At 59.3% G+C, this 18599-nt stretch carries 20 protein-coding genes and 1 pseudogene; 15 read left to right on the top strand and 6 right to left on the bottom strand.

Annotated features, from left to right (window positions below; genetic code table 11):
• The first annotated feature begins 2 nt into the window (after positions 1-2).
• The 7 genes from EXR36_05500 to pcaF all read left to right on the top strand — a co-directional run bounded on the left by EXR36_05500 (position 3) and on the right by pcaF (position 6951).
• Complete coding sequence (locus EXR36_05500; protein ID MSQ59099.1) at positions 3-602, top strand: flavin reductase; 600 nt, start codon at positions 3-5, stop codon at positions 600-602.
• Positions 603-661: 59 nt separating this feature from the next.
• Positions 662-1939 carry an ABC transporter substrate-binding protein gene (locus tag EXR36_05505; GenBank protein ID MSQ59100.1) on the top strand — a complete coding sequence of 426 codons (1278 nt, stop codon included), beginning with the start codon at positions 662-664 and terminating at the stop codon, positions 1937-1939.
• A gap of 63 nt (positions 1940-2002) precedes the next feature.
• Positions 2003-2725: an ABC transporter ATP-binding protein gene (locus EXR36_05510; GenBank protein ID MSQ59101.1), complete on the top strand. Its 723-nt coding sequence runs from the start codon at positions 2003-2005 to the stop codon at positions 2723-2725.
• 116 nt (positions 2726-2841) lie between these two features.
• Positions 2842-3537 carry an ABC transporter ATP-binding protein gene (locus EXR36_05515; GenBank protein MSQ59102.1) on the top strand — a complete coding sequence of 232 codons (696 nt, stop codon included), beginning with the start codon at positions 2842-2844 and terminating at the stop codon, positions 3535-3537.
• 6 nt (positions 3538-3543) lie between these two features.
• Positions 3544-4431, top strand: coding sequence for a branched-chain amino acid ABC transporter permease (locus EXR36_05520; protein MSQ59103.1), 888 nt, complete (start codon positions 3544-3546; stop codon positions 4429-4431).
• A 122-nt stretch (positions 4432-4553) separates the two neighbouring features.
• The gene (locus EXR36_05525) at positions 4554-5606 is read left to right on the top strand and encodes a branched-chain amino acid ABC transporter permease (GenBank protein MSQ59104.1); all 1053 of its coding nucleotides are present in this window, start codon (positions 4554-4556) and stop codon (positions 5604-5606) included.
• 142 nt (positions 5607-5748) lie between these two features.
• Positions 5749-6951, top strand: a complete 1203-nt coding sequence (pcaF, locus tag EXR36_05530; GenBank protein MSQ59105.1) for a 3-oxoadipyl-CoA thiolase — start codon at positions 5749-5751, stop codon at positions 6949-6951.
• Here pcaF and EXR36_05535 read toward each other — a convergent pair.
• Positions 6948-7874 (bottom strand): bleomycin resistance protein, encoded by a 927-nt coding sequence (locus EXR36_05535; GenBank protein MSQ59106.1) that lies wholly within the window; start codon positions 7872-7874, stop codon positions 6948-6950. The genes pcaF and EXR36_05535 overlap by 4 nt on opposite strands.
• A gap of 91 nt (positions 7875-7965) precedes the next feature.
• Between EXR36_05535 and EXR36_05540 the strand changes: the two genes are divergently transcribed.
• Positions 7966-8823 carry a hydroxyquinol 1,2-dioxygenase gene (locus tag EXR36_05540; GenBank protein MSQ59107.1) on the top strand — a complete coding sequence of 286 codons (858 nt, stop codon included), beginning with the start codon at positions 7966-7968 and terminating at the stop codon, positions 8821-8823.
• Between the two features lie 200 nt (positions 8824-9023).
• On the opposite strand, the gene EXR36_05545 is transcribed toward EXR36_05540, so the two are convergent.
• Positions 9024-9368: a hypothetical protein gene (locus EXR36_05545; GenBank protein ID MSQ59108.1), complete on the bottom strand. Its 345-nt coding sequence runs from the start codon at positions 9366-9368 to the stop codon at positions 9024-9026.
• A gap of 3 nt (positions 9369-9371) precedes the next feature.
• A complete protein-coding gene (locus tag EXR36_05550) occupies positions 9372-9578 on the bottom strand; it encodes a hypothetical protein (GenBank protein MSQ59109.1) in 207 nt (68 codons plus the stop codon).
• A 135-nt stretch (positions 9579-9713) separates the two neighbouring features.
• On the opposite strand from EXR36_05550, the gene EXR36_05555 reads away from it, so the two are divergent.
• Complete coding sequence (locus EXR36_05555; GenBank protein MSQ59110.1) at positions 9714-10292, top strand: NADPH-dependent oxidoreductase; 579 nt, start codon at positions 9714-9716, stop codon at positions 10290-10292.
• Positions 10293-10453: 161 nt separating this feature from the next.
• Positions 10454-10960 carry a GNAT family N-acetyltransferase gene (locus EXR36_05560; protein MSQ59111.1) on the top strand — a complete coding sequence of 169 codons (507 nt, stop codon included), beginning with the start codon at positions 10454-10456 and terminating at the stop codon, positions 10958-10960.
• Between the two features lie 3 nt (positions 10961-10963).
• Here the strand turns inward: EXR36_05560 and EXR36_05565 are convergent.
• Positions 10964-12235: pseudogene (locus EXR36_05565) on the bottom strand (Glu/Leu/Phe/Val dehydrogenase).
• A 94-nt stretch (positions 12236-12329) separates the two neighbouring features.
• On the opposite strand from EXR36_05565, the gene EXR36_05570 reads away from it, so the two are divergent.
• On the top strand, positions 12330-12740 hold the full coding sequence (locus EXR36_05570) for an aminoacyl-tRNA hydrolase (protein ID MSQ59112.1): 411 nt from the start codon (positions 12330-12332) through the stop codon (positions 12738-12740).
• 6 nt (positions 12741-12746) lie between these two features.
• On the opposite strand, the gene EXR36_05575 is transcribed toward EXR36_05570, so the two are convergent.
• On the bottom strand, positions 12747-13139 hold the full coding sequence (locus EXR36_05575; GenBank protein ID MSQ59113.1) for a c-type cytochrome: 393 nt from the start codon (positions 13137-13139) through the stop codon (positions 12747-12749).
• Between the two features lie 37 nt (positions 13140-13176).
• A complete protein-coding gene (locus EXR36_05580; protein ID MSQ59114.1) occupies positions 13177-14835 on the bottom strand; it encodes a PQQ-dependent dehydrogenase, methanol/ethanol family in 1659 nt (552 codons plus the stop codon).
• A gap of 295 nt (positions 14836-15130) precedes the next feature.
• Here EXR36_05580 and EXR36_05585 point away from each other — a divergent pair, with 295 nt between their 5' ends.
• The 4 genes from EXR36_05585 to EXR36_05600 all read left to right on the top strand — a co-directional run bounded on the left by EXR36_05585 (position 15131) and on the right by EXR36_05600 (position 17322).
• Positions 15131-15541: a hypothetical protein gene (locus EXR36_05585; GenBank protein ID MSQ59115.1), complete on the top strand. Its 411-nt coding sequence runs from the start codon at positions 15131-15133 to the stop codon at positions 15539-15541.
• Positions 15541-15738, top strand: coding sequence for a hypothetical protein (locus EXR36_05590; protein MSQ59116.1), 198 nt, complete (start codon positions 15541-15543; stop codon positions 15736-15738). Before EXR36_05585 ends, EXR36_05590 begins: the two co-directional genes overlap by 1 nt.
• On the top strand, positions 15735-16031 hold the full coding sequence (locus EXR36_05595; protein ID MSQ59117.1) for a hypothetical protein: 297 nt from the start codon (positions 15735-15737) through the stop codon (positions 16029-16031). The genes EXR36_05590 and EXR36_05595 overlap by 4 nt, the downstream gene beginning before the upstream one ends.
• A 235-nt stretch (positions 16032-16266) precedes the next feature.
• Positions 16267-17322 (top strand): class C beta-lactamase-related serine hydrolase, encoded by a 1056-nt coding sequence (locus tag EXR36_05600; GenBank protein ID MSQ59118.1) that lies wholly within the window; start codon positions 16267-16269, stop codon positions 17320-17322.
• The last annotated feature ends 1277 nt before the right edge of the window (positions 17323-18599 follow it).

The following is an 18599-nucleotide window of genomic DNA, read 5'->3' on the forward strand; positions in this document are numbered from 1 at the left end:
TCGTGCCCAAGCCCTTGCACGAGCGCCATCCTTGGGTAAGCACGCCGGTGCGGCGGGATGTCCAAGCCAAGATCTACCATTCGGTGGATGCGAACTCCTTCAAGAAGGGCATGCGCCAATTGCCGGCGGGCGTGTCCATCGTCACGACGGGCGATGGCGGGGAGGGGCGCGCGGGATTTACCGCGACGGCGGTATGTTCAGTCTCCGCGGAGCCCCCTCAGTTGCTCGTTTGCGTCAACGCAACGAGCAACACGCACCCCAAGATTCGGGAGTGGAAAAATTTCTGCGTTAACGTTTTGTCTAGCACGCAACATCCCGTCGCGTGCCATTTCGCCAGCGCATCCGCTACCGCGGACCGTTTCGAGGTGGGAGATTGGTCCGTGCTGGATACCGGGGCACCCGTGCTCAAGGGATGCCCGGTCAATTTCGATTGCACCTTGGCGCGGGAGATTGAAGCGGGTACGCACACAATATTCATTGGAAATGTCGCCGCAGTGGCGGTTATCGCAGGATTGGAGCCGCTTGCCTTCGTGGACGGACAGTATCTGAACATCGGCCCCACCAAACGCGGGTCCGATGCGGAGTTGTGGGATTGGAGTTAAGCGATTTATCGTTGCTGTATTTCATTACAAACACACGGGAGGAGAGTATGAGTAAAGACCTGACCGGTCGCCGCAAGGTGCTCAAGACCGGCGCAACCGCAGTCGCATTGTTGAGTTTTCCCTTCATCAACACCAAGCTCGCGTCCGCGCAGTCTGGACGAAAGATCAAGATCGGCTATGTCATACCCAAGACGGGCCCGCTCGCCATCTTCGCCGAGACGGACAAGTTCGTGATCGGCGAGCTGAGCGCGCTGTTCAAGGCCGGCGTCACCATCGGGGGCAAGAATTACCCGGTGGAAATCATCGAGAAGGATAGCCAGTCCACGCCGAATCGCGCGGGGGAAGTGGCCTCCGATCTCATATTGAAGGACAAGGTCGATCTCATGCTGGTGTCCGCCACGCCCGAGACGGTGAATCCCGTGGGCGATCAATGCGAATTGAACGAAGTCCCTTGCATATCGACCTTGTGCCCGTGGCAGCCGTGGTTCTTCACTCGTGGCGGCGATCCGGCCAAGGGGTTCGACTGGACTTACCATTATTTCTGGGGGCTGGAAGACATCATCGCTGTGTTCACCAACATGTGGGACAGCCTGCCCACCAACAAACAAGTGGGCGCGCTGTTCCCCAACGACGGCGACGGCAACGCCTGGGGCGACCCTGAGCGCGGCTTTCCCAAACCGCTCAAGGCCAAGGGATACAGCATGACGGACCCTGGCCGCTACCAGAATCTGCAACAGGATTTCAGCGCGCAAATTTCCGCTTTCAAGAAGGGCAATTGCGAGATCGTCGCGGGTGTGGTGATTCCGCCGGATTTCAAAACCTTCTGGACCCAGGCCGCGCAACAAGGCTTCAAGCCGAAGGCCGTATCCGTGGGCAAGGCGCTGCTGGTGCCGCCCTCGGTGGAGGCCATGGGCGACATCGCCGATGGGTTGTCCACGGAAATATTCTGGAGCCCCACCTTCCCCTACAAATCTTCCCTCACCGGAATCAGCGCGAAGGATCTGGGCGCGGGTTACGAAAAGAGCACGGGCCGCCAGTGGACGCAGATGCTAGGCTTTACCCACTCGCTGTTCGAGGTCGCCGTGGATGTGCTGAAGCGCTGCAAGAATCCCGATGACAAGGCGGCCATTCGCGATGCCATCGCCTCCACCAACCTCAATACCATGGTGGGCCCGCTATCCTGGGGCAAGGGGCCGGTCAAGAACGTGGCCAAGGTGTCGCTCGTGGGCGGCCAATGGGTGAAGGGCAAGAAACATAAGTTCGATCTCGTGGTGGTCAACAACAAGACCGCGCCTCACGTTCCCGTGGGCGCGAAGATGAAGGTCATCGGAACCTAGGGACTAGGATCTAGGGGCTAGGGATTGCCGCCGCGCGAAAGCGTGGCGGTAATTTCGTTGCGCATGAACCCACTCTTACGCGTGGAAAACGCCTCGAAGAGCTACGGCGCTCTGAAGGTGATCTACCAGCTTTCCTTGGACGTGATGGCCGGGGAGACCCTGGGTATTCTGGGGCCCAATGGAGCGGGCAAGACCACCTTATTCAATTTGATCGGCGGCGACGTCAAGCCGGACAAGGGCCAGGTCTTGTTCGAGGGACGCGCAATCACCGGATTGCCGCCGCACGAACTCTGCCAGAAAGGCATTGGGCGTTCCTACCAAATCCCTCATCCCTTCATTGGCATGACCGTGTTCGAGAACCTGTTAGCGGGGGCGGCCTTCGGTGGAAAATTGCGCGAAGGCGAAGCGAGCGGCGTCTGCGTGGATGTGCTGCGCCGAACGGGGCTCGCCCAGAAGGCCAACGCGCTCGCCGGATCGCTCAGTTTGCTGGACCGCAAGCGCTTGGAACTGGCGCGCGCCTTGGCGACACAACCAAGGTTATTGCTGCTCGATGAGATCGCGGGCGGGCTCACGGAGCACGAGGCCAAGGAGTTGGTGAGCGAGATTCAACGGATCAAGGCCACGGGCATGACCATCCTCTGGATCGAGCATGTGGTGCATGCGCTTCTCGCCGTGGCGGACCGTCTATATGTCATCAACTTCGGGCAGAAAATCGCCGAGGGCGAGCCGCGCGAAGTCATGAACGATGCGGAGGTGAAGAGGGTTTATATGGGTATTGAGGTCTAAATGCTGGAGGAGAGAGGGGGAGTTGGTAGGAGGGAGGCGTAGAAGCGTGAGACGTGAAGCGTAAGACGTGAGGTAACGTCTCATCACCCTTCACCCTTCACCCTTCACGATCATATATGCTGCTACAAACCACCAAACTAAACGCTTTCTACGGGGACTTTCAAGCCCTCTTCGGGATCGATTTCGAGCTGGATGCGGGCGAGATCGTGGCCATCATCGGGGCGAACGGGGCGGGGAAATCCACGTTCTTGAAGACGGTGACGGGACTGCTGGCATCATCGCCGGAAGCCGTGCGCTTCGACGGGCACGCCGTGGGTGGGCGCGCACCGGGGAAGATCGTGGCGGCGGGCATCGCCATGGTGCCCGAAGGGCGGCGGCTGTTTCCCAGTTTGAGTGTCGAGGAAAATCTGCGCATGGGGGCCTACAGCGGGCGGCGCGGGCGCTGGACGCTCGATACGGTGTATGAATTGTTTCCCATGCTGAAGGAGAAGTGCCACGCTCCCAGCACGTCGCTTTCCGGCGGCCAGCAGCAGATGGTGGCGATTGGCCGGGCGCTCATGTCGAACCCTAAGTTATTACTGTGCGATGAGACTTCCCTGGGGCTTGCGCCCATCGTGGTAAAGGACATTTATGACGCGCTCGCGAAAGTCTCCGCGGAAGGGTTGAGCACCATCATCGTCGAGCAAGACGTCGGCCTCGCGCAGCGAGCGTCGAGCCGTTTGTATTGCTTCCAGGAAGGCCGTGTGTCGCTTTCGGGGCGCTCGGAAGAACTCTCGCGCGAGCAAATCTCCCATGCCTACTTCGGTGTTTGAATCATGCTGAATTGGGTAGACACCATTTTGCAAGGCGTCATGCTGGGCGGGCTCTACGCACTCTTCGCCGTGGGGCAATCGCTTCTATTGGGCGTGATGCGGCTCACCAACGTGGCGCATGGCGACTTCCTGATCCTAGGCTCCTTCGCCGGATTCGCGCTCATCGGCGGCGTTCCAGGCACGCCGCTCGGCGGGTTCGGGTTGAACCCCGCGGTCACGATGTTGATATTGCTGCCGCTGGCCGCCTCGTTCGGCTACGGATTGCAACGCGGCGTGCTCAATGGGACCCTGGGCGCGGACCCCATGCCGTCGCTGGTGGTGACATTCGGCTTGTCCATCGTCATTCAGAATTTATTGCTGGAGATTTTCTCCGCCGACAATCGCTCCATTAGCGCCCTGGGAGTGGAAACGCGAAGTTTGGCGCTGGGCGCTGGTATTCATGTGGGCATGTTGCCCTTGATCATTTTTATTCTCGCATTGGCCGCAACCGTGTTCATGGAGTGGTTGTTTCGCCGAACGCATATAGGCCGCGCCTTTCGCGCCACGTCGGACGATTACCAGACAGCGCAGTTGATGGGGCTCGATCACCGCCATGTCTACGCTCTGGCCACCGCCATCGCCTTCGCGCTCATTGCCGTGGCGGGAATGCTACAGGGCATGCGCACGGTGTTCGCGCCCTCCGACGGCCCTGGTTTACTGCTCTATGCCTTCGAGGCGGTGATCATTGGCGGCCTGGGTTCTTTTTGGGGAAGCTTCGCTGGAGGCATCATCCTCGGTGTCTCGCAGAGCGTGGGCTTTAGGATTGACCCCGGTTGGGGGATTCTAATTGGCCACGTGGTTTTTCTGGCGATGTTGATGATTCGTCCGAGCGGATTGTTTCCGAAGACACGATGATCACGTTACACGAAGCAAACTTGCTACTCCCTCACTCTCGATCCATCTCCCGGAGGGCGAGGGAAGCAGCCCCCTTCTCCCTCCGGGAGAAGGGCAGGGGATGAGGGAGCCGGCCAATTGCAATGAATTCCCCAGGCTACACTGTCCAACGCGCTACCCGGGCCAGCCAGACCGCCGCCGTATTTGCCATCGTGCTCTTGGCGGCGGCGGTTACGCTCCCGTGGTGGGGAACCCCCGTGGCCATGCGTAGCGTGGTGGAGATCAGTTGCTATCTGGTATTCGCCAGCATGTGGAATTTGCTGGCGGGTTACGGGGGCATGGTGTCCATCGGGCAGCAGGGATTTCTTGGATTGGGCGGTTACTTCCTATTCGTATTCGCGCAGAAGATGGGCGTGAATCCCTTTGTCTGCGTACCGCTGGCGGCACTCGCCGCCGCGCTCGTCGCGCTGCCCACTTCGCAGTTCGTGTTTCGGCTACAAGGCGGGTATTTCGCGGTAGGCACCTGGGTGATGGCGGAAGTGTTCCGCTTGTTCTTCGCCAACATGTCGGCGCTGGGCGGTGGGTCGGGCACCAGCTTGACGGTCATGGTGGGGATCCCCAAGGCAACACGCGAAACGATCACTTATTTTCTCGCGGTGGGTAGTGTCGTGTTCGCCATAGGACTGGTGTACGGGCTGCTACGCTCGCGCTTCGGTTTGGCTTTGACCGCCATACGCGACAGCGAACGCGCCGCGGAAAGCCAAGGCATCGACGTGAAGGCCGTTAAACTCATTGTCTACGTGCTGGCCAGTTTCGGTGCCGGATTGGCGGGCGCGCTCTATTACTTGAGCAACCTGCGCATATCGCCGGACGTGGCCTTCAGCGTGAATTGGACCGCGTTCTCCATTTTCATCGTGTTGATCGGCGGCATCGGCACCATCGAAGGCCCCATCCTTGGCGCGCTGCTGTTCTGGTTGCTGAATAATTATCTTTCCGACTACGGAAGCTGGTATCTCGTCGGCCTAGGCCTCATGGCCATCGTCGTAGTCATCAAGTGGCCGCGCGGAATATGGGGCGCCTTGTCGGGAAAGTTTGGATTACAGTTGTTTCCGGTGCAAAGAAAGATTCTGTGGGAGGAGGGAGGAGGGAGGAGGGACGAGCGGGAGGGGGGAGGAGGGAGGAGGGAGGAGGGGTGAAGCGCATGCATTGCCAGCGATCCAAACGCCCCTTGGTTGCCATGAACTTTGGCCTCTTTGCCAGAAACCGCGGCGCAACCTCGCTTTTACTCCTCCCCATCCCCCTTCCCTCCTCATTCCTCCCTTATTCTTAGGAGCATTTATGAACGACGCCTACATCTGCGACGCCATTCGCACTCCCTTCGGCCGCTACGGCGGAGCGCTTTCTTCCATTCGCACGGACGACTTGGCCGCGCATCCCATCAAGGCGTTGATGGCGCGCAACGCTGGTGTGGATTGGTCCAAGGTGGATGATGTCATTTACGGTTGCGTGAACCAGGCGGGTGAAGATAACCGCAACGTCGCGCGCATGGCGAGTCTGCTGGCGGGGTTGCCAGTGGAGGTGCCTGGTGCCACCATCAACCGGCTATGCGGTTCAAGCATGGATGCCTTGGGAACGGCAGCGCGCGCGCTGCGCTGTGGCGAGGCGGATCTCATGATCGCCGGTGGCGTGGAGAGCATGTCGCGCGCACCCTATGTCGTGAGCAAGGCGGACTCGGCGTTCTCGCGTTCGATGAAGATGGAGGACACCACCATCGGCTGGCGCTTCGTCAACCCGCTCATGAAAGCACGCCATGGCATAGACAGCATGCCAGAGACGGCGGAGAACGTCGCCGTGGATTTCAAGGTCTCGCGTGCTGACCAGGACGCCTTTGCCTTTCGCAGCCAGCAGCGTTACGCCGCGGCCAAGCGAGAGGGATTCTTCGCCCGAGAGATCATGAACATCGCGCTTCCGCAAAAAAAGGGCGAACCGGTCATCATCAAGGACGACGAGCATCCGCGCGAGACCTCGCTGGAGGCACTGGCGAAGTTGAAGGGCGTGGTGAAGGACGACGGATCGGTCACCGCGGGCAATGCTTCGGGTGTGAACGACGGCGCCTGCGCCTTGTTGCTGGCAAGCGCGCAAGGGGCCAAGGCCCATGGGTTGAAACCCCGCGCAAAAATCCTCGCCATGGCCACGGCGGGTGTGCCGCCTCGCATCATGGGCTTCGGGCCCTCACCGGCGATGCGCAAAGTGCTCGCCAAGACCGGACTCAAGTTGAGCGAAATGAGCGTGGTCGAATTGAACGAAGCTTTCGCCGCCCAGGTGTTGGCGGCGCTGCGCGATCACAGTGTCGCGGACGACGCCGCTCACGTCAACCCCAACGGTGGCGCCATCGCCGTGGGTCATCCGTTGGGGGCTAGCGGAGCCCGGTTGGTGATGACCGCGCTTCACCAGCTCGAACGGATTCAAGGCCGCTATGCGCTGTGCACCATGTGCATCGGGGTGGGGCAGGGCATCGCCGTGATCATCGAGCGCATTTAGGCGAAAAATATTTCCGGCAAGGGAGGCCCCCATTGAAACAAGCTATCGGGCCCTACGATGAACGACTGCGCGGGTTTGCTCGCATCGAACAAATCGCCGTCGGCGAAGTGCTCCACGATGTGACCGTGGGGATCGTACCAATAATCGAATATCTGGCTGCCCAGCAGATGGCGGCCAATGCCCCACACGTGCTTGTAACCTTTTTCCCTGAGCCATTCGTGTCCCAACACCTGTGCGTCGAAATCTTGTATCTCGAAGGAAGCGTGATGGATTTTCGCCTTGGGCGCCTTGAACACGCCGATGCTGTGATGATCGGTCCACTCGGTACCGCGATCGCAACGCAAGAAGGCCCCCAACTTGCGGTCCTGGGTGCCTTCGTGAATATAGTCCGAGGGCAGCAAGCCAAAATTGTTGCAATACCAGTCGAGAGTGCGCTGGAAGTCCGTGGCGAAGAACAGCGCGTGGCCCAATCGCAGGATTTGCGCGGGCCCCTTGGGGATGCGCTGAGGAGCGCCGCGTCGGTTTTTCTGCCCGGCGAAATTCACATGGAGTGGCTCGCGCATGGCCAAGGGCGCGGCGGGGGCGATACCGTGCACCACCTCCACGGGCAATCCATCGGGGTCTTTCAACGCGATGCTCATTCCGCCGCCCGGGCCGGAAAGCGCGCGCGGCGCCGAGGCCCCAGGAATCCTGGTAGCAGCCTCGAAGTCCGCCGCGCTCGCCGCGCGCAAAGCCACGCCCGCGAAACCCGCCTTGTCCGCCTTCCGCACGGTGTAGCAATAGGCTGCGGGTCCGGTGCCGCGCATGTACAACGCGTCCGGCGTGCGGTGGGCCGTGACCAATCCAAAATCCGTCATGAAGGCCTCGATCGCATCCAGACCGGGGCTGTAGTAATTCACATGAGAAATATCCGCGATCTTCATTTTTTTCCTCCGGTGATCGGCAACACTCACGGCTTAGTATGACAGGCTGGCGGAATGAGCGCCAAACGAGCACAACAGGAGACATGCAGCCATGCGTAATTTGACTGAAGAGAATCTCACCGATGCGGTACTGAAGAAGCTGGAGGGCGCCACCGATGCGCGCTTCAAGCAGATCATGACCAGCCTGATCGAACATGTGCACGGGTTCGTGCGCGAGGTGCAATTGACCGAGGCCGAGTGGATCACCGCCATCCAGTTCCTCACGGCCACCGGGCAGAAGTGCGACGACAAGCGCCAGGAGTTCATTTTGTTGTCAGACACCTTGGGGGTCTCCATGTTGGTGGATGCCATCAATCATCGCAATCCCTCCGGTGCCACGGAGTCCACCGTGACCGGACCCTTCTATGTGAAGGGCGGCCCCGAAGTGCCCCTGGGAGGGAACATAGCTGAAGGCGTCGAAGGCCATCCCACTTATTTTTCCGGCCATGTGCGCACTCCCGGAGGCGAGCCCATTGCCGGCGCGACCCTGGACCTGTGGTCCACCGACGGGGATGGTTGGTACGACGTGCAGCTAAAAGGCCAGAGTATGCGAGCGCGCGGGAAGGTGAAGACCGACGCGCAAGGCCGCTACAGTTTTTGGACCATCAAGCCAGTGAGCTATCCCATTCCCACCGATGGCCCCGTGGGCAAGATGCTGTTGATGATGGGCAGGCACCCCTACCGGCCCGCCCATACGCACATGATTTTGTCGGCGCCGGGGTTCAAGCCGGTCACGACTCACGTCTTCGTCGAGGGCGACCCCTATCTGGAATCCGATGCGGTGTTCGGTGTGAAGAACTCGCTGGTGTCGGAATTCGTGCAACACCCGCCGGGTGTTGCGCCCGATGGCAAGCGAATGGACAAGGTTTTCTATACGGTGAATTTCGATTTCGGATTGGTGCCGGTGTAAACCCGGCACCTTCACCACGGAAGCACAGAGACACGGAGAAAGGCAATACTAATCAGGCATTTTTCAAGTCCCGGACGAAAGTACGGGTTTGGGAGAGAAGTGCTTTTCTCTGTGCCTCTGTGGTGAAAATCTATTTAAGAATCGGCCGGTGGCTGGTCATTATTATAGCCCTCTTGCGAAGCCCGCATACCGGCCGGTTTCTATGGAAGTGGAAGGACCGTACGCGGCGAAAACCACACGGCCGATACAAGCACCAATCCGAACGCGACCACGGCGCCGAGAGGCACTCCGAGCGGGAATAGACTGCGGACATTGAGGGAGCGGGCGCTGCGCGCCGCGCGCGCTATGAGGATCTCGGCGAAGGCGCTCCGCGTGGCGCTCTGTGCGAACCATTGAGCGCTCTTTAACTCATCCTTCAGTCCCGCGCTGGAATCCGTGGCACCCGCCGCCTGAGCGATGGTCATGGGTCGCGTAAGCCGCCAGAGGAACAAGGCTACAAGGGCAGTCCCGGCGGCGGCAAGAAAGGGCAAAAGCGCCGAGCGCACGGGCTAAGAGGGGAGGGCCTTGGCGATCATCCACAGCGCAACGATGGCCGCGGTGAGCCAGCCCAAGTCGCGTGCGGCGAGGCTCCAGCGCATGCGCGCGGACGCCGCCGAAAGCCATTGATGCAGGGCCTCCCGGTCTGACTTTGCGTGGGTCATGAGAGCGGCGTGTACGCTGCGAAAGATAATGTTCGCCTGTAAGGCGGCCGGCACTTCTCGAACTCTTGGACCATCGTATCATAGGCCGGCGTTGCTTCCGCACGCTTCCAGATCGAAAAGCGGGAGTTATTTCAATGGCCCCGGTGCCCCTCTTATTCAGGGGAGATGGGGCGAAACTTTGGAGAAAGCATGGTTCCTCGAATTCTCGCCTTCGCAGGCAGCACCCGGACAAAGTCTCACAATAAAAAACTCGTTGCGCTGGCGGCGAGCGCGGCGCAAGCCGCCGGAGCGCAAGTGACCCTCCTGGATCTACGCGATTTCCCCATGCCGTTCTATGACGGCGATTTGGAGGCGCAGCTGGGATTGCCTGAAAAGGCAATGGCCCTCAGGGAGTTGATGGTGAGCCACCACGGCTTCTTGCTAAGCTGCCCGGAATACAACGCCTCGGTTTCCGCTGTGTTCAAGAATGCCATCGATTGGGTGTCGAGGCCCCAGGCTGGGGAATCCTCCGCCGTGGCCTTCAAGGGGAAATGGGCGGCCCTGATGTCCGCTTCGCCAGGAAATCTAGGCGGACTGAGAGGCCTCCTCGCGGTGCGCCAGATTCTGAACACCCTGGGTGTACTGGTACTGCCCACCCAACTGGCGGTCGCGCGCGCGAACGACGCCTTCGACGAGACTGGTGCGCTGAAGGACGCCGGACACAGTGGGGCATTGACAGGTATTGCGACCGAGCTGATACGGTATTTGCGGGCCACGGCCACCTCCTAGCGATAAGGGTTTGAACACGAGCATCACGGACTTCTTGCGTTTTTCGATGAAGGTGTATTACAAAGCTACGTGTGGAGGAAGGACTGGTTCAAACTTCGGGCGAGAGGTAGCGCAACAGCTATCCCGCGAGTTTGATAGACCAAATATAAGAGGGACCTAACGTGGCAACCGCAAAAAGCATCACCATTCGACTAGGCCGTCCGGCCGATGCCCAAGAACTGGCGCGCATGTCTCGCGACTTGATCGAACACGGCTTGGGCTGGACGTGGACCCCGGGGCGTGTCCTGCGGGAGATCTGCAACCGCGAAACGGTGACTGCCATAGCCTGCGAGGGCCAGCGCATCGTGGCCTTTGCCATCATGTACTTCGGCGACGAGGATGCCCACCTGAACCTGCTCGCGGTGAAGCCCGAATTTCATGGCAAGGGAGTAGGGCGCCGCTTGATGGATTGGCTACAAAGCTCTTGCTTGACGGCCGGCATCAAGAATGTGGCCTTGGAACTGCGCTCCACCAACCACGCCGCCCGGCTGTTCTACCGCCGGGTGGGTTTCCGTGAAGTGGGCCAAGTGCCTTTTTACTATGCCGAGCGCGAAGCCGCTGTGAAGATGTCCATGGGGCTTGGGGTCAAGCCCACGGAAACCAAGGATGGGGATTCTTCCCGGCTCTGAGGTCTACGGGTACAGGCCTCTTTCCACATGGGCCTGCAGCACGCGTTCGCAGGCCACCACGAAGGCGTCTGTACGTAACGTGATTTTGCGCTGCAGAGCCGTTTCCCAGATGTGCTTGAACGCGCCAATCAGAATCTTGTCCAGTTTCGTGTTGATCTCGTCTTCCGTCCAGAAAAACGAACTGAAGTCCTGAACCCACTCGAAGTAGGAAACCGTCACGCCTCCGGCGTTGGCGATGACGTCGGGGACCACCACGATGCCCCGGTCTTCCAGAACGAGATCCACATCGGGTAGCGTGGGCCCGTTGGCTCCCTCCAAGATGAGCCGGGTCTTGAGATTGGCGGCCCTGTGCGCGGTGATTTGCCCATCGATGGCGGCGGGGATGAGGACATCGCTTTCCACCTCCCAAAATTGGTCGTCCGTAATCTGATCGCCATCCTTGAATTGGGCAATGCCGCCGTGGGCGCGAAGGTTGGCCATGAGATCGGCGATGTCCAAGCCTTCAGGATTGAACACCGCGCCGGAGTGATCTTGCACGGCCACGATCCTCGCCCCGTAGCCCGCGAATAACTCAGCCGCCGCCGAGCCCACGTTCCCGAAGCCTTGTATGGCCACCCGCGCGCCTTCCAGATCGAGATTGATGCGACGCGCGGCTTCGCGCCCAATGACGAACACGCCCCGGCCCGTAGCTTTGACCATGCCCAAGGATCCGCCCAGTTGTATAGGCTTGCCTGTGACCACGCCAGAGGCGGCGGCGCCGATATTCATGGAATAGGTGTCCATCATCCAGGCCATGATCTGCGCGTCGGTGTTCATGTCAGGCGCGGGGATGTCCTTGTCCGGGCCGATAAGCATGCCGATCTCGCTGGTGTATCGGCGTATGACGCGCTCGATTTCCTTCTTCGAGTACTTGCCCGGGTCGATACGAACGCCCCCCTTGGCGCCGCCGAAAGGCAAGTTCACTGCTGCGTTCTTGATGGTCATCCAGGCGGCCAGCGCCATGACCTCCTCCAAGGTCACTCATGGGTGGTAGCGCACGCCGCCTTTACCCGGCCCGCGCGCCAAGTTGTGTTGCACGCGATAACCCTCGAAATGCGCCAGTTCGCCGCTGTCCAACTCCACCGGAATGTCCACGATCAAGGATCGCTTCGGGCAGCGCAACGTATCCGCCAGGTTGGCGAGCGGTCCCAAGTAAGGCACCACGCGCTCGATTTGCGCCAGATAGGTGCCCCAGGGGCTGTGGGGAGTGGGGGAGATGTAGGAAAGGGCGGTCATAACGGTCTCGTGGAGAAGGGACGCGATATTGTGCAGCGAGATTCACTATCATGGCGCATTGGCGCGGTAGCTGGCGCAGCGTACGATGGCGTCCATGACAGCCCCCACTCCATTGACCATCGATGAGTCCGAAGCCGAGATCGTCGCGATTCGGGCGCAGGGAGCGGGCGGGCAGAACGTCAATAAGGTGTCGAGCGCGATTCAACTGCGTTTCGACATCGTGGCCTCCAGTCTTCCCAGCGAGGTGAAGCAAAGGCTTCTGGCGCTACGCGACAAGCGCATCACGCGAGAGGGCGTGCTGGTTCTGCGGGCGCAGCGCCATCGCACCCAGGAAATGAACCGGATCGACGCTTTGGCGCGCCTGCATGAGGTGGTCAACAGCGTGGCGGCGCCGCCACGGGTGCGCCGCGCGACCAAACCGACTTTTGGTTCCCGGCAACGCCGGCTGGCGGTGAAGGCCCAGCGCGCGCAAACCAAGGCGCTGCGCGGACGGGTGTTGGACTAATCACCGCTACTTGGCGTTCCGCTGCCGGTTCTTGTCACGTAGAAACTCGACAATCTTCCAAATCTCATCGGGTTTTAACTTATCAGCGAATGGGGACATGACAGTGCCGCGCCGGCCCTTGGCGATGGCGTTGAAGATCATGCTGTCCGTGGGCTGGTATATCCACTCGTCGTCGGTGAGGTCCGGACCGACCGCACCTTCGGCTTCGTGTCCGTGGCAGGCATAGCATCCCATCTTCAGAAAGAGCTTCTTGCCTTCAACAGCAGCGGCCCCGTCGCGGTCGTAGGGGTTCTTTACCTCATCCGCGGTCACAGCGTTTCCAAGACAGAAAGCCAGCGAGAACGCCAGAGCGAGTACGCTGGCGCGTGCGAACAAAGGTGAGGGCATGATGTTACTCATAAGAAGCGGCGGCGAAGCCGCCGCTTCTAGCTTCTAATTAGTCGTCGAACAATCCAAACACCGTGACATACCCCCCCTTACGGATATCCTTCAGATGGGGCGCGCCGCCACCGCCAATGGTGGCCCAGCCGGTCCATCCGCCGAAGCCCGAGGGTACGGCGATGTATTGCTTGCCGCCAATCACGTAGCTGATAGGGCTGCCGACGATTCCCGAACCGGTTTGGTAGGACCACAGTTCCTTTCCAGTGTCCTGGCCATAAGCTTTGAACTCCCCTTCGGGCGTCCCCGCGAAAACCAATCCGCCCCCAGTCGTCATGACACCGCTCATGAAGGGAGAGGGAGCTTTCACCGTCCATTTCTTCTCCCAGCTCTTGGCGTCGAAAGCCACTAACTGGCCGTGGCCCTTGTTCCACTTGATGCTGCCGATACCCCAATGCGGTTTGCCCTCCGCCAGCTCGCCCTTCGCGCTCTTGATGTCCGTGCAGATCTCGCGGCTGGGGATGAAGACCATCTGCTTATCGGGACTATAGGCCATCGGGTTCCACCACTTGCCGCCTTCGGAGGCCGGGCGGATGTCCTTCGCTTCGTAGGTGTAGCTTGGCACCTTTTCGGGATTGACCATTGGGCGGCCATCCGGTGTGAAGCCGGTGGACCAGCTCACCTTGGAAATCTCCTTGCCGTAGACGAATTTGCCGTTAGTGCGATCGATGCTATAGAGGTAGCCGTTACGGTCACCGTGTAGCCATACCTTCTTGCCGCCGAGATCGGCGAGGATGTGCTCGTTCACGCCATCGAAATCCCAAACGTCGAAGGGCGTGTACTGGAAGTGGAATTTGATGGCGCCGGTGTCCGCGCCCAAGGCCAGGGTGGAATTGGAGTAGAGGTTGTCACCTTCGCGCCCCACGCCGTCCCAATCGGGGTTGGGATTGCCAGTGGCCCAATAGACAGTGTTGAGCGCGGGATCGTATGAGCCGGTGATCCAGGCGGACGCGCCGCCATATTTCAGGTTATCCAAATCGCTGCCCCAGGTATCGGAGCCCGGCTCGCCCGGCTCGGGAATGGTGTAACGCCGCCAGGCCTGCTTGCCGGTTTCCGCATCCAGGGCTTCGATGAACAGCCGCGTCGGGTATTCCGCGCCGGACAGGCCAACAAGAACCTTGCCCTTTACCACGAGCGGAGCAACGGTCATGGTGTAGGCGTTCTTGTGATCGCCCAGCGTGACATCCCAGACCTTTTTGCCTGTCTTCATATCGAGTGCCACCACGTGCGCATCGGGTGTGCTGACGAAGACTTTGTCACCGTACAAGGCCGCCCCGCGATTGCCGATGTCGCAGCACATGGTCTTGCCGATGTCCTCCGGCAGCGGATGATTGTATTGCCAGATCACGGTGCCAGACTTGGCGTCCACGGCGAAGGTGCGGCCGTGCGACGAAGTGACATACATGACGCCGTTATGCACCAAGGGCGTGGTGTTCTGCGCGTCGAGCACGCCGAAGGAAAATGACCACTTGGGGACTAGCCGCTTGACGTTCTTGGAGTTTACTTGCTTCAACTGACTGTGGCGGGTGCTCATGTAATCGCGCCCCACCATGCGCCAGCTATCGTTTTCCTTGTGTGCGTTGAGCAACATGTCGTCGGTCACCCCTTGAGCGAAGGCCACGCCTGCCATGAAAGCCATGGGTAATGCGCTAAGCATGACCGGTGCGCTTCCACACTTCTGATTTGACCGCTTGGAATCAATTTTTCTATCGCCTCCCAAAAAAATTAATTAAGAACCCATGTCCAAGTATTTCCTCGGAGCGGAAGCGAATGACGCCCCACCCTTTGGTGTCTGTTGAGTCCTGGGCTGCCGCGCGAATAGACTAGCCGCAGATGTTGGTGGAATGCAATTAGTGATCTCAGGCACTGTTCGATCCTCCGTGCGCTCATGAGACCGAATACCAGCCGAATTAGGTTAATCTGGAGTCTTCGGAATTTCCTTGGGGCATCCCATGCGCTGGAGAAACATCCTGGCTCTGTGCGCGCCCCTCTTTGCTGGGGCGGCATGGGCCGCCGAGAACTGGGTCGAAGTAGGCGCCGATCCCCAGGGTAAGTATTATGTCGATGCCAACTCCCTGCACGTTGAGGGAGAGACCGCGCGGTTCCGCAAGAAGGGCGTGTACAACTTCATGATTCTGGAAATCTTCGGTGAGAAGAAGGTTTCCTTTCGCGAGAGCGTGGGCACCATCGAGATCGATTGCGCGCGCAGAATTCATCGCATGGTTCAGATGGATATCGTGGGCCCGGATGGGAAAGTTCAGTGGACCACGGGCAAGATGAACCGCATGTGGGAGGACATTCCTCCGGACTCGCTGGCGAATGAAACGCACGCCTATGTGTGCCGTGGAATGACGAGTTCTTAATGAATAGACCCGCGCCAGACCCCTTCAAGGATATCCTCGCCGCCGGTGTCACGCCAGAGCGCCTGCAACACAACCTGGCGGCCTTTGGCGCCATCCTCGCGCACATCAAGAAGCTGCGCGAACTAGATTTGACGGACGTCCATCCCGCGGTGATCTTCGAGCCCACTTCGCCTTACCGCAAAAGGACCAAAGGGTGAAGGCGGCTTTGTGGGCGCAGCCCATCGAGAAACTGGCCCCCTTGATCCGAAGCGGCAAGGTCTCGCCCGTGGCGGTGGCGCAAAGCTGCCTGGAGCGCATAGCCGCCCACGATGGCAAGCTCATGAGCTTCATCCACGTGGCGCAAGATGCATTGGAGCAAGCCCGCCAGGCCGAAGTCCAGATCAAGAGCGGAAACTGGTTGGGGCCGTTGCATGGCATCCCCATCAGGGACTTCTTCGAAATACTATGCATTTGGTTCCTCCGGCTGGGTGATGAATTAGGAATAACTTGATGGTGTCGTGAGACGGCTTGGTCGTGTATTTCTGCGCACACACTTGGCAATAACCAGACCAAACGGGCGCCCGCACCGGTGCCATTGTATTGCCTGCGTTTTTCGCTTTTCATGGCAAGGTGCGTGCATCGCCGCGCCGAATACTAGCACCACGCTGGTGCGCCTTGCCTTCGAATGGAGCGCTACTCGGGTTAGTATTGCGGGCACCGGCTTGACACCGGCATATCCGAATCCCATGGCCAGTCACCCCCTCGAATCCGCCGTCCAATTCGCCGCCGAACACGAAACCTCCTGGAGCAGGGAGACGGGAGATCGGTGGGGAATCCATCAAAACGATCCGCCGCCTTGGAACCGCCTCTTGGGACCTGTGCACGCGCGCGGACCGGTGTCGGGAGTCATCCTTCAAGATGGGAAGGAACTCATCTCGTGGGGTGAACCTGATCGTGCGGACCTTACCTTCAGCGTCGCCAAAACTTATCTCGCGCTGCTGACGGGTGTCGCGCACGACCATGGTCTATTGCCAGATGTGAACGAAGCGGTGGGCGCGCGCGTGCGCGGAATCGGCTTCGATGAAGGGCGCAACGCCCAAATCACCTGGGCCCATCTGCTGCAACAGACGAGCGAGTGGGAAGGCGAGTGCTTCGGTATCCCCGAGCAAGTGGAACGCTACCGCGTGGTGCAGTTTCAGGATGTCAAGGAGGCGGGCAGGAAAGGCGATCCGCGGCCTCTGCGAGCGCCCGGCACTTACTGGGAATATAACGACGTGCGCATCAACCAGCTCTCGCTCGCCTTACTCCACTTGTTTGGGCGCGCGCTGCCAGAAGTGTTTCGAGAAGAGATCATGCGGCCCATCGGTACCAGAGAGGATTGGAATTGGACGGGCTATGACCACGCATGGACCGAGTTGGGCGGGCGCAAGGTTCAGTCGGTTCCGGGCGGCACGCACTGGGGGGCGGGCGTGTCCATCGGCAGCCGCGACCAAGCGCGCGTGGGCCAGATGCTGCTGGACAATGGAATGGCGAAGGGGCAACGAGTGCTTTCCTCTCAATGGATTGCCCGCCTGCGCACGCCTTGTCCCATCGCACCTTATTACGGGTATCTCACCTGGCTCAATCACGGTCGGCGCGTTTTCCCGAGCCTGCCGGAGTCCAGCTACTTTGCCTTTGGGGCGGGGAGTTCCTTCACCTGGATCGAACCCGAACGCCGCATGGTGTTGGTGGTGCGCTGGATCGAGGCGGACCATGCCGGCGAGTTTTTCGGGCGGGTGCTGAGCGCTCTCGATAATTCGTGAAGGAAAGGTAGAGGCCGGAATCAGAACTGCCTAGCCAGTGTGAGATCTGATCTTGCCTTGATCTTCAAGGCGGTCATAAATCAGGCTGGAGAATTGGTCCCAAGGGAGACAGCAACCGGGCCGACTCCAGACATTCCCAGGTCTACGCTCCGGTTACTGGTTCTCGGCCTTTGCTGCCGGTGAGATCAGGAACTACGAGTGGCCGGTGTGCTTCAGATTGCTGACGCCGACGGTTGGCTAAGCCCAAATGACTGCTTACGCTGGCGATGACGGACGGCACTCGACACATAGCGGTAATTCAAATCGCCCGCATAGGTGTCGGCTTGATGTTGTAAAGCGGCTAGTCATTTAATCCTCTAAGCTCAGCGCAATGTTAGGCTGGTTTTTATTGCCAATCCTCTCTATATCCCTTCACTGCAGCATAGTCCATCTTCCAAAATGAGATGCATGATCAAGTGCTCCTATTCGCAACGCGCCGGGTCTCCTCTGCTGGCTAAGCGCCAACTAATGAGTCGCATACTTTTTCCATCCACCTTGAATAGGCACACACATTCACCACTACGACCATACCTCTTCGCAAAGGTACCGTCGTCGTTGCAACTTTGCCGTTTGGTTGCCTAACGAATCCTAGAAAAACCTCGTCCTCCTGGGCCTTGGGTAGAGTTTCTACACTATGTTCGGGCCCGAAATCAGAAATCCATCGGTACGATTCGACTATCGGAGACACTGGAATCGAACAGGCTGAGACAAAGACTAGGGCAATGACTATCTGGACTGCTTTCGGCCGAGTCATAGAGGTAGCCGACAATTATCCCGGGTTCCTTCAAAGCGGACCCCAACTATTCGCTCGGAACTCTTATCAACCTCGTAGTAAACGATGCACTTACGAGCACCTCTCCAACCGAACTCATATTCCATGTTTCCGTTGCGCAGTTGACCAATCGCACCACGCCACTCGCGATATCTGTTCAGACCTATGTTTGGATCGTTAATGCCACTACCCACATCTTCCACTATGGAGTCCTTGAAATTTTGGTGACTATCAAGCTCAGCGCAGCCCACTACGTAGAGCAAGGCCATTAGAGATAAGGGCACCTCTAATAATTCAGCATTCTAGAGTAGTGTGTATGGAATCGATGTGATAAAAAGGCTCGAAGCGCAAAGTGATCCAGAGGCCGATGAAGAAAGACAAACGCAGGAAGCAACCCAAACCCAAGCAGCCTGGATTCTTCGATGTACAAGAGCGCGCCGAGCAACTCACTCGGATGGGAGATCCG

The sequence above is a fragment of the Betaproteobacteria bacterium genome, from assembly GCA_009693245.1.
Classification (GTDB): domain Bacteria; phylum Pseudomonadota; class Gammaproteobacteria; order Burkholderiales; family SHXO01; genus SHXO01.

Excerpts from the sequence above, each read along its gene's own strand:
- EXR36_05510 (MSQ59101.1), top strand. The coding sequence starts at position 2,003 with ATGAACCCACTCTTACGCGTGGAAAACGCCTCGAAGAGCTACGGCGCT.
- EXR36_05515 (MSQ59102.1), top strand. The coding sequence starts at position 2,842 with ATGCTGCTACAAACCACCAAACTAAACGCTTTCTACGGGGACTTTCAA.
- EXR36_05525 (MSQ59104.1), top strand. The coding sequence starts at position 4,554 with ATGAATTCCCCAGGCTACACTGTCCAACGCGCTACCCGGGCCAGCCAG.
- pcaF (MSQ59105.1), top strand. The coding sequence starts at position 5,749 with ATGAACGACGCCTACATCTGCGACGCCATTCGCACTCCCTTCGGCCGC.
- EXR36_05535 (MSQ59106.1), bottom strand. The coding sequence starts at position 7,874 with ATGAAGATCGCGGATATTTCTCATGTGAATTACTACAGCCCCGGTCTG.
- EXR36_05540 (MSQ59107.1), top strand. The coding sequence starts at position 7,966 with ATGCGTAATTTGACTGAAGAGAATCTCACCGATGCGGTACTGAAGAAG.
- EXR36_05555 (MSQ59110.1), top strand. The coding sequence starts at position 9,714 with ATGGTTCCTCGAATTCTCGCCTTCGCAGGCAGCACCCGGACAAAGTCT.
- EXR36_05570 (MSQ59112.1), top strand. The coding sequence starts at position 12,330 with ATGACAGCCCCCACTCCATTGACCATCGATGAGTCCGAAGCCGAGATC.
- EXR36_05575 (MSQ59113.1), bottom strand. The coding sequence starts at position 13,139 with ATGAGTAACATCATGCCCTCACCTTTGTTCGCACGCGCCAGCGTACTC.
- EXR36_05580 (MSQ59114.1), bottom strand. The coding sequence starts at position 14,835 with ATGCTTAGCGCATTACCCATGGCTTTCATGGCAGGCGTGGCCTTCGCT.
- EXR36_05585 (MSQ59115.1), top strand. The coding sequence starts at position 15,131 with ATGCGCTGGAGAAACATCCTGGCTCTGTGCGCGCCCCTCTTTGCTGGG.
- EXR36_05590 (MSQ59116.1), top strand. The coding sequence starts at position 15,541 with ATGAATAGACCCGCGCCAGACCCCTTCAAGGATATCCTCGCCGCCGGT.
- EXR36_05600 (MSQ59118.1), top strand. The coding sequence starts at position 16,267 with ATGGCCAGTCACCCCCTCGAATCCGCCGTCCAATTCGCCGCCGAACAC.